The organism is Sporosarcina sp. So3-204 (assembly GCF_058068165.1).
Map to the genome: position 1 here is coordinate 583,892 of NZ_CM176485.1, position 14,397 is coordinate 598,288.

Below are 14,397 nucleotides of genomic sequence, written 5' to 3' on the forward strand. Positions count from 1 at the left end.
AACTATACTATTGGACTTTTTGTGGTGTATGACATTAATCAAAATAATTCCTATAAAATGTCTTACTATTTTCCTTGTTTCCTAAACATAGCTTTTATACCATTTTAGGATAAAAAGGTTAAATTCAAGTTAAATTTTTGAAAACCGTTATTCTAACACACAATCCCAAATTGTAAAGAGTGGGGTAAAAAAAGGAGAAACACAACTTAAAATCAAAGATAACTACGCTAAATATTAAGAATTGTTAGACAAATATTTAGGGCGATGTATAATAGACGGAAGGGCATGGGGGTATAAAGACTTTGGGGGTGTTTACATGATAAAAAAAATGCAAGGTGCTCGGTATAATCAATTCGGAAATGATGTATTATCTACGCAAATCCAATTTTCAATACTCGAGAAAATGGTTGGAATAGATGACGAAGTTCGCATTCGATTAGATCTTAGAAGAATAACTGAAATTAGTGATGATATTTTAACTAATTTAATTAGCGACCAAAGTTTCTATTTTTCCTCTTTTATCTTCTCGAGTCGGTCAAGCATTTATGAGGTAGAAGGGGGTTTTGAACTTAAATCAGGTAGTAAAATATACTTACTAGATGGTCTTCATCGAATGGCAGCACTATCGTCAACATTACGTTACTTGAAAACGCAAAGGAAAGTGGCCGAGGAAACAAATAATCATGAATTAGCCATCCAGCAACAACGGTTTATCGATATTCTCAGTACGTATCCAATCGCTATGCAAATTTATTTAGATTTGGATCATCAAGGGGAAGCACAGTTATATTCTGATTATAATTCAGAAAGAAAAAAAGCACATAAAGGGTTAGTCATGCAATTCGATCAACGCGATAAATATGTGGAATTGGCAAGAGAGGTAGCCAGTAAGTTAGAAAATGAATTAGACATTGAAGTGCAGTTTTCAAGACTTACAAATCAAAACTCTGCAATTACTTCTATAATAACGATGAGAAAATGCCTAATTGCGATGTTTGAAGGGAGGTTAACGGAAAAGAAAGGAGACCCTTATTTTAGGAATTGTAAACCGGAGGACGTTCCAGTAATATCTAGTCATTTTTTTGCTTCATGGACTAGTTTGTTTCCGCGGAATATGAGTAATCGGGATATTTATGTCTCGGGATTAACAGGGATCCAAGTTGCATTAGCTTACGCGGTTCATTTACTAACGAGGCGCTATTCAGTTACTCATATAGAAGCAATTGCAATGTTAGAACTGCTAAACAAACAACAAAATTGGAAACACACTGATGTTATTTTTGATCATATGTATTGTAAATCAAGGAAACAACTTACAAGTCATTCGACTACTACTGCGATTAAAAGAACGGCACTTGTATTTTTATCAGCGATTGAGAAAGAGAGGAGCGTGTCGATTGATTGTAAGTAATATTTTTACGAAGCGGCAAACGATTGTTAATTATTCTGTTAAGGAAATTACTCAGATGTTAGCACATAATAGATTGACGATTAAAGTGACGAATAGTCATCAAGTGGGGAAGTTAAAAAAGTATATGATTGATCATATACTTACAGGGCGAATTTACTTACCGCCGATAGTTGCGCAGCTGCAAGAAGGAGTTTTAGCAGATGGTAAACCAACTAAATTAGCGATTATTGATGGTACGCAGCGGATCAAAGCGTTGTCGCAATTGGCAGCAGTCGTGCAGAAAGCAATCAGTGGTGACGTGGCTGATCAACGTGAAAAAGGATTTAGATTGCATTATATGCTAGACGACATAGAAGTTTCGGTTCAAATATTTGAAGGCTTGACTGACCGAGAAGCCAATCAGTTATACATAGATCTAAATACAAAAGTGAAAAAGGTAGCGCTATCAAAAAGAATTGTTTATGATTCACGCAATGATATTAATAAAACGACGAATGAAGTATTAAAGGGTAATCTAGCATTGAAAGTGGCGGGGGTTGATCAAGAAAAGCGTGCTATTATGCGTCCTAAAAACAAGAACTTGCTTTCACTCCCTCAACTCCGTCAACTCATTGCTTGTTTGCTAACAGCGAAAACGAGTGTGAGCCAAGCGTCATTAAACGATGATATTCCATACCGTATGGAGGATCGTATTCAATTGGTTAATAGTTGGTTTGAAGCATTATTTAACTTGAATCCAGCTGAATCGATTGGGAATTATGAAACATCGATGTTGGCAAGTTTTCCACTACTTAATGCCGTCGCAATTTACGCTGTAATTGGTACTGAGGATATGTCGATTGAAGGTAGACAGGAAGAAATGATTGCGAGAATGAAGCGTTTGGGAAGTGTTGATTGGGCAAGTACGAACGAAATTTGGAGAACGTTTGACGGTTCAGTAAAGGGAGCAAATGGTTACTTTTATTTGACGAATAATAAGACGAATATAATGGCAATTGCTGCTTGGCTCCGGCTTCAAAGGGGGTGTGTGAAATGTGAATAAATTTGAACAAATAAAGAATCCCCAGGTGACATTGTCCAGTCAGACACACCTGGGGAAGCAAATTGGTGTATACCAACCTAGTTTGAGTATACTCCTTTTTACAGAGAGAACAACAGAAAAAAGGGGGAATTGAAGTGAATGTAGCTAATGAATTTGTAATGGGTTATAACGCAGTTTTATTTCATCCTAAGTATGATAGTTATGGAAATTTGTATACGATTGTAATTGAAAATGATGGTGCTCAAAAGGTTAGGAAAAGTCCAACCGATTTAATCGATTTTAATCTTAATTACTACGGTTATAGTCTAAGAGGCGCTAATGACGGTGCAAAAGCGATTTTAGGTGATATTAAAATGTTTCCAGTCGCGATTAATGAAAGACTCAACTTATACTGGTTTCCAACTAAATCATCAAACCGAGATGATTGCATATGGATTGGCTTGCATCATATTAAAGAATATAAAAAGATGGGCAACAAAGAAACGCTTTTGGTATTTAAAAATGGTTATTCGCTTGTACTCGACATAAGCGTTGATTCGTTTAATCAAAAAGTTCAACGTGCCTATAAATTAAAAGGTGAGTTAGAAGGTCGTACAAAAAATCCATTGTCAATAGCCGCTGGGTCTAAGGATGTTAATCTACTTATCAATGAGTTTCTTTTAACATAGAGTAATTCAATAGTAACCAGCTGCCACTACAATAAGTGATAGCTGGTTTTTCGTTTCAAAATTTAACTTATAATTGTTTTTAATTTTATAAGAAGTCGTTCACGCCTCTTTTTAATACCTGCAACTGATAAACCTGATCTTTTAGCGCATTCCACTTGTGTCAGTCGGTCAATATAGAACCACTGAATAAGTTCTTTTTCGCTTTGCGTTAATAACTCAAAAGCGATTGCAAGTCGGTCTGACCATTCAATAGGAAGCGGGGCTTGCATTTCGTTCATATACTCTAAACTTTCCTCATCTGCATGTCCGACATTGTCTTCGAAATGAGTTTCTCTCTTTAATTCATCGAGCATTGCACCTCGTATACTACGTGATGCGTAAGGTGCGAAATGCCCCTTTTCCTCATCAAACCGTGTCCATGCTTGCCAGAGCGCAAAACGTCCAGCTTGTGTAAAGATATCGTGATCACGGTAAATATTCAGTTGGCGTAAGGATGCGTAAATCATCGGTTCAAACTGTGTTAATACCTCTTCGAAATTCGTCAAAATGCGGCCCTTTCGACCGTGCACGATACGTTTTATTCCCGGGTACCCTTATCGTAAGACAATAGAAATAAGGAAGCGAACGACCGTTATGGGCTTTTGTATGGTGGAAAAGGGCTTTTTGAATGGTTGGAAATGAGTTGTTTGTTTTGGGGAAAGTGGTGCTTTGCAATGGGATTTTTTCTTTGGATGGTGCCTGTGCACGACACTATTAGTTCAACACCGAAACATGTTCTTGATAAGTTTTAGCGAGTGCCTCAAGATTTGCGCTCCAATCCTGAAAATAGTGCGGAATACTATATAGTTACTATTGCATATTTATAGTCAAGTATATACTTTGGTGTTGAGCTATAAAAAAAGGGTTGTAAGATTTTTAGTATTATGCAATAATTTGATTATACAGATAAATGTGTGTATTTTTTTGGTAATGGGGTGAATTATATTCAACTAAGTTGAATATAATTATCCAGTGAGTAATCTTATATACAGAAAGGGGATAGGTAAATGACAAAATTAAATTCACGGATTTCGCAGTTTTATAAAAAAAGTGTAGAGGAAAGACTTAGTATCATAAGTGAAATGACTGGAATGAACGAAAACGATAAGAAGGTAATTAGTTTTAGTGAAGGTTTTCCGTCTGAAACGGCAGATAACATGATTGAAAATGTAATAGGAGGGTTTCAACTACCTTTAGGAATTGCTACAAATTTCATTATAAATGGAAAAGATTATTTAATTCCGATGGCAGTGGAAGAGCCTTCTGTTGTAGCAGCGGCAAGTCATATGGCGAAACTAGTACGTGGGTCAGGTGGGTTTGAAACATCATACAGTGGGTCTACGATGATTGCGCAAATCCATGTAGTAAATGTAGCTGATCCATTTGGTGCAAAACATGCACTTTATAAGAAAAAAGATGAGTTATTAGCGCTTGCTAATAGTTGTGATAGGACACTTGTTTCGTTAGGCGGTGGAGCCAAAGATATTGAAATCCGAGTGCTTGATCAATCCCAATCTGATCCAGTTATTGTGTTGCATTTACTCGTTAATGTATTGGATGCTATGGGTGCTAATGCGGTAAACACAATGGCTGAGAAACTCGCACCACAAGTAGAGTTAATAACGAATGGAAATGTGTTGCTGCGCATATTGAGTAATTTAGCGGAATACCGAATAGCTCGTGCTAAGACGAGAGTACCATTGGAAAAGTTAAAGACATCAGAGTTTTCAGGTGAGGAAGTTGCTGAACGGATGGTAAAGGCAAACTATATTGCCTTAATTGATCCTTATAGAGCTTCAACACATAATAAAGGGATTATGAACGGGATAGATCCCGTTGTTGTAGCTACGGGTAACGATTGGCGTGCAATTGAGGCGGGTGCTCATGCTTATGCAGCAATGAGTGGTACCTACAAGTCCTTAACAACTTGGGAAAGAAATAAGGCGGGAGATTTAATTGGATCAATTGAAATTCCAATGGCTTTGGGTATTGTTGGGGGAGCTACTAAAACTCATCCGGCTGCACAACTTAGTCTAAAGATTATGGATATAGATTCTGCGGCGGAATTAGCACAAGTTATAGCCTCTGTCGGTCTAGCCCAAAATATGGGTGCTTTAAAGGCGCTTGCAACCGAAGGTATACAAAGAGGACATATGGCGTTGCATGCACGAAATATTGCAATCCAGGCTGGAGCACCTTCAAATCTAATTGAGTGGTTAACTGCAGAAATGATAAAAGTAGAAGAGGTTTCTATTGATAAGGCAAAAGAACTTTTAAGAAAGAAGTAGGGGTGTGATTTTTATCGTAGTTTCAATAATTGGTCAACGAATAAAAAAAGAACGACTAAGAAGAAGTTTAACTCAACAGGAACTTGCAGAACGATGTGGTTTCACGAAAAGCTTATTATCAAAAATTGAAAATGGCCAAACTACATCCGCTGTAGCTACGTTGTCAAAAATTGCAAATGAAATGAATTTGTCACTCTCTTGGTTATTGGCGGAGGAGGAAGAAAAAAGCCTATCGATAACCAAGAAAAAAGCTCGCCAAACTATTTCAGGAGATATTGATATTGGTTATTCATATGAAAAATTAGCCAATCTTTCATCATTTAGTAGAATAGAACCTGTTGTAGTTAACGTGTTGGAAGAGCCAATAAAAGAAGAACCATTTACGCATCAAGAAGATGAATTTATTTATATATTATCTGGAGAAATTAACCTAAGTTATGGTGGGGAGCTATATTATTTAGCGGAAGGAGATAGTGCCTATTTTAAAGGAATTGTTCCACATGTTTTTCTTCCGGTTGACCGTAAAGAAGCAAAAGTATTAACGATTTTTATTGCAAATCATTAAATAATCAGACGTGTAATACATGTATTAGTTAAATGAAAAGGAGGAGTCGTTTTGGAACAAGAAAAGAGTAAGAAATACGTAGATATTTGGGGAGACAATGTAGATTTAAAAGATCTTGGTATTGCAATGGGTTTGTCTATATTCTTTACACTCGGTGGATATCTAATTGCTCCAGGAGGGGCCCCTCAACCACTAATCTTTGGTTTGGTTGGCGGTCTAATAGGATTTTTAATAAGTGTTTTAATTATTAAACCCAAAAGGACTATTTCTGAAATGGGAGAGGAGGAGTAATATTGGATATTTCAATAATTATACAAATGATTTTGGCTAGTATTGGTGGTGCTGTTATATATACCATTATCGGTATAGCACCGGGCACGGATGAAACTGCAGTTCTTGCTCCAGTAACGTTGGCACTTGTTTTATTGGGAACCTCTCCTTATGTTGTTCTAGCCTTTTTCATGTCAGCCATAGTAGCGAAAAAGCTAACGGATTCAATACCAGTTGCAGTTGCCGGAATTCCAGGTGGTGTAATGGCTGCACCGATGGTAGAACACGCTATGGTCTTAAAGGATCATGGATTACCAGATGTCAGCATTAAAAAAATGGCTTCAGGATCTGTTATCGGCACGATTGTTGCAATACCAACGAGTCTGCTGATAGCAAGCCTGATCATTCCAGTTGCAGATAAAATAAGCAGTCACGCGGGTCTAATTTTCTTATTGGGTGCTATATTTCTAGCTCTTATGACAAAAAATAAAATCCTATCTTTGTCTATTATTATTCCTTTTGCTCTCCTCATACAAGGACTTCGACACCTTTATTGGGGGATGGATATTATACCGCCCAATAAAACTGTGTTTGTTTCTTTTTTTCTAGGAATAACTATAGGCCCAATTATATTTAAGTTATTTGAATTACTGAATAAAGAATACCGTAATGAATTGCCTATTCTTGGTAATAAGGAAATTACGTTGAAAAAGTCTATTCCAGAAAAAGGTTTTCCGAATCCATTTAAGATATTGACTAAAGAAGAAATTGGTTCGGCATCACTAGGGAGTTTATTGGGCTCAATTACGTTTTTTCTTTCACCAGTAGGAATGACTGTTTTTCTAGGAGAATTTTTGACACGACATATTAAAGATCCCGTAAAAAGAGCATCACGCGCTATTTCTACTATGGATGCACTAACAAATGCATCTTATATTTCGGGTACACTTATACCCCTCATTGCGATTGGTTTACCATTGTCACCAATGGCAATTGGTCCGGCAAGTGCATTATTTAATGCTCCGCCTGTCTTTACACCAGAGCATAATATTCATCATATTCTTACGATAAGTGAGATTATGATTGTGACAATAATAGGAGCTTCAATAGCAATTTTAGTAACCTTTTACGCAACGATAAGGTTCGCTAGCAATATTAGTAAGTTTGTGTTCAAGAGAATTCCACACGAAGCTTTAATAGGACTCTTTGCAGGTCTTGTAATAATGCTTGCTTTCATGGATGCAGGATGGATAAATATTTTTGGTGTAATGGTTGTTGCGCTAGTTGCAGGACTTCTCCATAAACACGGTGTAAACTACGGTGTTATGTTTATGGTTCTATATGCAGCTCCGTGGTTATTAGGTTTATTTGGCTGAATTTATTATTAATGAGAGATCCATAAAATAGTTATCTGCTTTTTTATAGATGGTATTGAAGTAGAAATTTATAAACGGTCTTTTTCTTTAAAATGAGGAAGAATGGAAACTAGTGGGAAGGTTAATTAAATAATAAAGTTTTAAGGTATTACAGTGAGGAAATGGAGAAGTATTAGTAATTTATATTTTTCAGAAACTTACATTAATCATAGTATAAAAATACTCTGCTTTGAAAGATTACTTAAATAAGATTAACATCAAAGGCTATATCGAAATGTTGGTTATTAAAATTTGATAAAGAACTAGAATATGAATTGATAGAAAGAACTATACTTTTAAAGAGCTGAACAAGCCTAATGTTGGACTTGTTCAGTTTTTGTGTTTGCATATAGGGCGCTTGTGAATGAGACTAATTGCCCATCAAACTCAAATGGACCCACCAAAATATCCCCGTAAATCGTACAAATCATTGTCGCATTCACATACTTCGCTGCATCAACCGCGACAATACAGTATTTATCTGCTTCTGGGTTCCTCATCAAAGGATTCCAATAGCTTCAGTTTTTTCCCTTAATATGATTTAATGATTGTATAAGCATTGTTTTCAGCTCCTCTTTTTAGTGGGGTGGGATTTAGGAAGTTCTGTGACTAATACTTTCTCTATACCCTTAAAACAATGTTTTTTTGCGTTTTCCTCTATCTATTTAGCAAAATAGACACCACTCAAAACTACCTACTAACCTCCTATATGCCATGAATTGGATTGTGGTAGACAATGTTCATTGTGCTAATATTGGTAGGTAAATGGAAAGGGGACTTTATTGTACCCATTTACTCCAGGGAATGATTGGCATACATAGTACTCATTACTAATAAAAGGAGGAAGCAATTTAATGTCTGGTCAATCTTCAAAGTATAAAAAGTTCTTATTAAGTGAAGCATCATCAGCACTTGTTGCCTCAGCATTAGTACCAGTCACGGCTAGCACAGATGAGAAAAGGTTTATGGATTTAATTGTAGCGGCGCCTGTTCATAATGCTATTCAGAAAGTGCTCTACAATTGAAGAAAATATAAAAACCAAGCCATATCAATATTTGGCTTGGTTTTTAGTGTATATATTTTTAGTATGGTGAATTGTTGTTATGTGTTACACAGGCACCATCCAGATAAGAGGAAACACATACCTATATTTTAAATTTAGCTACGGCATCCTGTAATTCTAGTGCTCTTATGGATGATGCATGACTGACTGATGCAATCTCTTCAAGAGTCGCTGTTTGTTCTTCAGTTGCAGATGCTACATTTTCAAACTCTTCTTGTGCCGAATGTGCAAGATCATCTACTTCTTGTATGACGGTCACGATATGCTTCGTATTAGACGATAGTTGCTGGATAGATAAAGAAATATCGTTCATCTGATGCGAGACTTGTGAAACAATTGATGTTATTTCACTAAATGTCAGACCAGCAGTTTGAACAACATCTGATCCCGCCTTCACTTCATATGTTCCGTTATTAATGGAGTTAACCGCAAGCTCTGTATCTGTTTGTATTTCATTAATTAACAAACCAATTTGGTTGGCAGCTTGATTTGATTGTTCAGCAAGTTTTTTTACTTCATTCGCAACAACAGTAAAACTTTTCCCGTGCTCACCTGCACGCGACGCTTCAATGGATGCATTTAGAGCGAGCATATTGGTTTGATTGGAAATATCAGAAATCGTGTCAACAATTTGACCGATTGCATTTGACCGTTTGCCGAGTTTAGCGATAATATCCGCAGTTGCATTGACTGCTACTTTAATCGTTTCCATTTGTGCCATTGCAGATTCTACTGCATTTTCACCTAACTTCGCTTTTTCAACGGCTTCCTTAGAACTTTTAGCGACTGCATCTGAATTAGCTGAAATTATATGGAACGTTTTTGACATGTTCACAACTATTTCATTAGCTTCCTTTGAGCTGTTAATTTGTTTAATAGTTCCAGCGGTTACGGAATCTACGGTACCTGCTACTACTTGTGCAGCTTGTGCAGTTTGATCTGTGCTCGCAGATAACTGTTCAGATGAGGCGGCTACTTGTAGTGCGTTTTCTTGCACGATACGGATAAACCCATTTAAATTATCTAGCATATGATTTAAATTTTTAGAAACCAGACCTAGTTCATCATTTGAATGAATATCAAGTCGTTGCGTCAAATCTCCTGCAGCAACTTTATTAATCATTTCTGACATACTCGGAAGATTTTTTAACATAAATCTAAGTAGGAAATAAGTAATTGCCACTAGGATTGTAGCTGCTATAACGAAAAATATAATAAGTTTATTGGTCATGCTTTTTAATGGTGCAAATACTTCATTATGCATGACAGTTGTTGCGACAGACCAGCTGGCAGATGTTACTGGTTCATAACCTATGTAATAATTTTCATTATCAATTTTTGCCGTTTCTAATCCGCTTTGTCCACCTATCATTTTTTTTGCAATAGCGCCGATATCTCCACCTTTACTTGTAAGAGGTTCGGTCATAATAAGATCTTGGTCTGGATGATAAACAATACTTCCGTCAGGTGCTAATAATATACTATAACCTGTTTCACCGATTTTATATTGTTCCATTATTGAAGGAAGGGAATCAAGGAATAAGTCAGCGGCAACAATACCAACTACTTTATTATTCACTTCAACTTTTTTCATAACACTCATAATAACTTTTCCGAAAACTTGATCCATATAGGGGTCAGTATAATACACACCATCTGCATCAGATACTGGTTTATACCATGGTCGCTCCGATAAATCGAAATCTGTACCAGACAGAACATCTCCAGTCCCTGTTAAAAAGTTTCCTTGCTCACTTGCTACCCAAACCATCGCAACATCAGGATCCGTAGCTTTTATTGCTTCTAGGGATTTATTCATATCTTTGTAATGTTCATTCGTTAATGATTTATCACGAGTTTTCGCGCTATCGAGGTATTGAAGTACTGTTTGATTGGTTGTAATTTGATTTACAAGATTGCCTTTATCCTCGAAAAAATTATTTACTTGATTTGAAATGGCTTTACTTTCAGTAGCTACTTCACTTTCGATATTTTGCGTCACAATATTTTTAGTATACATATTAACTAAAATACCTGTAACTGAAAGAACGATTGCAATAACAAAAAATAGAACAAGGGCTACTTTTGTAGATATACTCTTTCGTTTCATCTGATTCCTCCTAAAATGATAGTAATTCTATAGAACTGTAGGTCTATTATAACGATTATTCGAAATAATGTGTAACTATTTTCTGATTTTTTTAAGATGGTGCCTGTGCAAGGCACTATTCAGAAAATACACTACAATTGCATAAGTTTTTATGAGAAGCCAGCCAAGTTAATACTTGGCTGGCTTTTCGGTGTATATAAACTTGTGGTAGTGAATTGTTATTATTGTGTGATACACAGGCACCATCCAAAACAAAAGTTGGCCCTGTGCAAACAGGCACCATCCAAAACTACACCTCTCAAAGATTAGTAGTATAATAGAAGGAAAGTAAAGTCTATGGATTATCTTGTACTTATACCAATTGAATAGAGGTGTGTTTATTGAAGAAATGGTTACTTGCGTTAACTTTTATTATATTAGCTGGATTTTCATCTCTGGCCTATTTTTCAGACGATGCGCCAGTTGTAAGTGTGAATGCTATTTCGGTAGATGAAACTGATCGTGTAATTGTTAAAATGATCGATGAGTCTGGAAATGAACTAATTAAAAGTGTTTCTACTGAAGAGCTTAAACAATTTAACGAAGGTTCTCTTCCGGCTGATTCATCGGTTTTACATACTGCAGCCCAAGTAGAAGAGCTAGAACCTGATTACATACGTACAGCTGGGCCATTTTCAGAATTTGGAAAATCCATATCGTGGGGGACAACGCGTATTGGTGCAAAAAAAATGGGCCAACAAGTTAACACCTTAAAAGGTACGGTTGTTATAGCGGTAATTGATACTGGAATTGATTACACACATCCACTTTTAAAAGGTCGGATGGTAAAGGGATATGATTTTGTAGAAAATGATACAGATCCCATGGATGTTAATAATCACGGGACGCATGTGGCGGGTATTATTGCAGATTCGACACCTGCAAATATAAAAATCATGCCGATACGCGCATTGGACAGTAAAGGTGATGGCTATGATTCGAATGTTGTAAAGAGTATTCATTATGCGGTAGAGAACGGGGCTTCAATTATTAATTTAAGTTTAAGTGGTAAAGAATACTCAATGCATTTATCAGAAGGAATTAAGTATGCATTATCCAAAAATGTATTTATTATTATAGCGGCAGGAAATAATGGAGCCGATACGACCCAATATTATCCTTCGTCTGAATCAAAAGCAATTGTCGTATCAGCAACGGATCCAAAAGACAAAATAGCCAGTTTTAGCAATCGCGGGGCAACTGTTGATGTGGCAGCTCCCGGTGTTGACATCGTTTCAAGTATACGCGGCGGGAAATATGCAGTAATGAGTGGTACTTCAATGGCTGCTCCTCATGTCAGTGCGGTTGCTGCGATGATGCGGCTTGATAATCCGAAAAAGACAAATGATGAGCTGGAGAAGTTATTGAAAAAGTATGTTGATGACCGCGGTGCGATTGGTTGGGATCCTTTATACGGAGAAGGAATTGTTAATGTTGCGGCATACGATGAAAAACCAATTGCGAAAAATAATATTCCTGTTGTTAATCAAGAAAAACGGGTCTTTACATTGAAAAAAGATAAAGCTATCACGATTGATTTATCCCGTTTTGTACTAGACCTAGATAAAGATCCATTGACTTTTACTGCAGATGGCGGCGATTTGGTCGGAAATCAGCTCACTTTTAAAACGCCGATGATTGGTGAACATACCATTACAATTACGGTGACGGATGGAAAGAGTGCGCCTGTTTTATTCGAATTGCTTATGATTGTTGAGCCTGTCGATGAAATAGAAAATCCTAATGAACCAACAGCATCAGCTTTTGTTTTATTACCCGAACAAAAAGAAGTCGCTTTGGATACTGATTGGAGCATTAAGTTTAACAAAAAACTTACTGAACAAAACGTTGTCAATATTAAGCTATATGAAGGAGAAAACGAAGTACCGCTAACACTACAATCTAATATAGAAGAAAAAGAAATCATTGCGTCCCCAATTTCACCATTTGAAGCAGCGACTTCTTATCGTCTTGTTATTTTTGTGGAGAAAGGTAAAAGTTATGAAATGCTCTTTGAAACGCTTAAAGTGACACCTTGATTACTAATAAAGCGCATTATCAGAAATTTTCACTAAATCATTGCTAAGACAGTTCTAATGATCCATAATAATAAGCAAGTATAATATGTATAGGAGTTGTGCGAAAATGATTGAGCAAAAAAAGAAATATGAAAATCGTGGTCGTTTATTGGTAAAATGTCCGGAAAAACCGGGAATTGTCGCTGCCATATCTGAGTTTTTACTTGAGCATGACTCTAATATTATTGAATCAAGCCATTACTCAACAGATCCTGTAGGCGGAAAGTTCTTCATCCGCATTGAATTCCACTGTGAAAACCTTATGGAAAAGTCCGTACAAATGAAAGAAGACTTTCAAGAACTAGCCAATAAACATTCAATGGAGTTCACGCTTGGTTTTGGTAACGAGCGTAAACGTTCAGCAATTTTTGTATCAAGAGAGCCATATTGTCTAATGGAATTATTATGGGAATGGCAAAACGGAGATTTAGAAACTGATATCGTCGTTGTCATTAGTAACCATGAATATGCCCGTGAAATGGTTGAAGCGTTGGGAATCCCTTACCACTATATTCCTGCAAATAAAGATATTCGTAAAGAAGTCGAAGCAGAGCAAGTTCGTTTAATGGAAGAATATAATATTGATTTGCTTATCCTAGCACGTTATATGCAAATTCTAACACCTGAATTTGTGAGCCGCTTCCCGAATCAAATTATTAATATTCACCATTCATTCTTACCTGCCTTTATTGGCGCAAATCCATATGAGCGCGCATTCGATCGTGGTGTGAAAATCATTGGGGCAACTTCTCATTATGTAACGAATGATTTAGATGAAGGCCCAATTATCGAACAAGATATAGAACGTGTTGATCACCGTGATGACGTTGTTGAATTAAAGAAAATCGGTCGTAAAATTGAAAGACGTGTCCTTGCGAAAGGTGTGAAATGGCATCTAGAGGATCGCATTATCGTCGAAGGCAATAAAACAATCGTCTTTCAGTAATTGTGAAAAAATAACCCTTTCCTGTCGTTAGAAGTGAAAGGGTTATTTTTTATGGTTAAATACAAGTAGAATGATTAAACCTACTAAAACATAAAACTAAAATAGTTGAGTCAATTTCATAATTACTACTTTCGACGAAATATCCTAATGATTTTAATGAAATATGTTTAGTTGTTCGCTAATTTTAATGGAAGCTCTATTGATTGGAGCGTCCGCCAAAGCGGGACTTCGAAAGTACCGAAGCCCTATTTGGAGCAGAAATCAATATTATTAGTATATAAATGTGACTGCGCACGAGTGTAAAAATAGAAGTATGACATAATTCAAACTTATCGACATAAAGCACTTATTTGTAGCTAATATTATTTTAATAAATACATATAGTGTTTATTAACAACATATAGTCTTGATTAACAGAGTAAATAAATTATAAAATTTGTAACAATTGAAAAAATGTGTTGT

The 14,397-nt window shown here is 36.3% G+C and carries 13 protein-coding genes; 10 read left to right on the forward strand and 3 right to left on the reverse strand.

Going from position 1 to position 14,397, the window contains the following annotated elements; translation table 11 throughout:
- Positions 1–316 precede the first annotated feature (316 nt).
- The 3 genes from AC3RV6_RS02795 to AC3RV6_RS02805 all read left to right on the forward strand — a co-directional run bounded on the left by AC3RV6_RS02795 (position 317) and on the right by AC3RV6_RS02805 (position 3,121).
- On the forward strand, positions 317–1,411 hold the full coding sequence (locus AC3RV6_RS02795) for a DNA sulfur modification protein DndB (RefSeq protein ID WP_489747949.1): 1,095 nt from the start codon (positions 317–319) through the stop codon (positions 1,409–1,411).
- On the forward strand, positions 1,398–2,453 hold the full coding sequence (locus AC3RV6_RS02800) for a DNA sulfur modification protein DndB (protein ID WP_489747950.1): 1,056 nt from the start codon (positions 1,398–1,400) through the stop codon (positions 2,451–2,453). Before AC3RV6_RS02795 ends, AC3RV6_RS02800 begins: the two co-directional genes overlap by 14 nt.
- Positions 2,454–2,587: 134 nt before the next feature.
- Positions 2,588–3,121: a competence protein ComK gene (locus AC3RV6_RS02805; RefSeq protein ID WP_489747951.1), complete on the forward strand. Its 534-nt coding sequence runs from the start codon at positions 2,588–2,590 to the stop codon at positions 3,119–3,121.
- A 62-nt stretch (positions 3,122–3,183) separates the two neighbouring features.
- Here AC3RV6_RS02805 and AC3RV6_RS02810 read toward each other — a convergent pair whose 3' ends face one another.
- Positions 3,184–3,666: a sigma-70 family RNA polymerase sigma factor gene (locus AC3RV6_RS02810; RefSeq protein WP_489747952.1), complete on the reverse strand. Its 483-nt coding sequence runs from the start codon at positions 3,664–3,666 to the stop codon at positions 3,184–3,186.
- A 501-nt stretch (positions 3,667–4,167) separates the two neighbouring features.
- Here AC3RV6_RS02810 and AC3RV6_RS02815 point away from each other — a divergent pair.
- From AC3RV6_RS02815 to AC3RV6_RS02830, 4 genes are read left to right on the forward strand one after another with little or no spacing between them, the layout of a single operon-like run.
- Complete coding sequence (locus AC3RV6_RS02815; RefSeq protein WP_489747953.1) at positions 4,168–5,448, forward strand: hydroxymethylglutaryl-CoA reductase, degradative; 1,281 nt, start codon at positions 4,168–4,170, stop codon at positions 5,446–5,448.
- 4 nt (positions 5,449–5,452) lie between these two features.
- The gene (locus AC3RV6_RS02820) at positions 5,453–6,013 is read left to right on the forward strand and encodes a helix-turn-helix domain-containing protein (RefSeq protein ID WP_489747954.1); all 561 of its coding nucleotides are present in this window, start codon (positions 5,453–5,455) and stop codon (positions 6,011–6,013) included.
- Positions 6,014–6,064: 51 nt separating this feature from the next.
- Positions 6,065–6,304: a hypothetical protein gene (locus AC3RV6_RS02825; RefSeq protein WP_489747955.1), complete on the forward strand. Its 240-nt coding sequence runs from the start codon at positions 6,065–6,067 to the stop codon at positions 6,302–6,304.
- A gap of 2 nt (positions 6,305–6,306) precedes the next feature.
- The gene (locus AC3RV6_RS02830) at positions 6,307–7,659 is read left to right on the forward strand and encodes a tripartite tricarboxylate transporter permease (RefSeq protein WP_489747956.1); all 1,353 of its coding nucleotides are present in this window, start codon (positions 6,307–6,309) and stop codon (positions 7,657–7,659) included.
- Between the two features lie 353 nt (positions 7,660–8,012).
- On the opposite strand, the gene AC3RV6_RS02835 is transcribed toward AC3RV6_RS02830, so the two are convergent.
- Positions 8,013–8,198, reverse strand: a complete 186-nt coding sequence (locus tag AC3RV6_RS02835) for a hypothetical protein (RefSeq protein WP_489747957.1) — start codon at positions 8,196–8,198, stop codon at positions 8,013–8,015.
- 354 nt (positions 8,199–8,552) lie between these two features.
- On the opposite strand from AC3RV6_RS02835, the gene AC3RV6_RS02840 reads away from it, so the two are divergent.
- Entirely contained in the window at positions 8,553–8,723 is a 171-nt protein-coding gene (locus tag AC3RV6_RS02840) for a hypothetical protein (RefSeq protein WP_489747958.1), read from the forward strand.
- Between the two features lie 121 nt (positions 8,724–8,844).
- On the opposite strand, the gene AC3RV6_RS02845 is transcribed toward AC3RV6_RS02840, so the two are convergent.
- Complete coding sequence (locus AC3RV6_RS02845; RefSeq protein WP_489747959.1) at positions 8,845–10,872, reverse strand: methyl-accepting chemotaxis protein; 2,028 nt, start codon at positions 10,870–10,872, stop codon at positions 8,845–8,847.
- Between the two features lie 380 nt (positions 10,873–11,252).
- On the opposite strand from AC3RV6_RS02845, the gene AC3RV6_RS02850 reads away from it, so the two are divergent.
- The gene (locus tag AC3RV6_RS02850) at positions 11,253–12,950 is read left to right on the forward strand and encodes a S8 family peptidase (RefSeq protein WP_489747960.1); all 1,698 of its coding nucleotides are present in this window, start codon (positions 11,253–11,255) and stop codon (positions 12,948–12,950) included.
- Positions 12,951–13,056: 106 nt separating this feature from the next.
- Positions 13,057–13,935, forward strand: coding sequence for a formyltetrahydrofolate deformylase (gene purU, locus AC3RV6_RS02855; protein ID WP_489747961.1), 879 nt, complete (start codon positions 13,057–13,059; stop codon positions 13,933–13,935).
- The last annotated feature ends 462 nt before the right edge of the window (positions 13,936–14,397 follow it).

What these genes read in the sequence shown, in the direction of transcription:
- AC3RV6_RS02795 (WP_489747949.1), top strand. Translation starts at nt 317, where the DNA reads ATGATAAAAAAAATGCAAGGTGCTCGGTATAATCAATTCGGAAATGAT.
- AC3RV6_RS02815 (WP_489747953.1), top strand. Translation starts at nt 4,168, where the DNA reads ATGACAAAATTAAATTCACGGATTTCGCAGTTTTATAAAAAAAGTGTA.
- AC3RV6_RS02835 (WP_489747957.1), bottom strand. Translation starts at nt 8,198, where the DNA reads ATGAGGAACCCAGAAGCAGATAAATACTGTATTGTCGCGGTTGATGCA.
- AC3RV6_RS02840 (WP_489747958.1), top strand. Translation starts at nt 8,553, where the DNA reads ATGTCTGGTCAATCTTCAAAGTATAAAAAGTTCTTATTAAGTGAAGCA.
- AC3RV6_RS02845 (WP_489747959.1), bottom strand. Translation starts at nt 10,872, where the DNA reads ATGAAACGAAAGAGTATATCTACAAAAGTAGCCCTTGTTCTATTTTTT.
- purU (WP_489747961.1), top strand. Translation starts at nt 13,057, where the DNA reads ATGATTGAGCAAAAAAAGAAATATGAAAATCGTGGTCGTTTATTGGTA.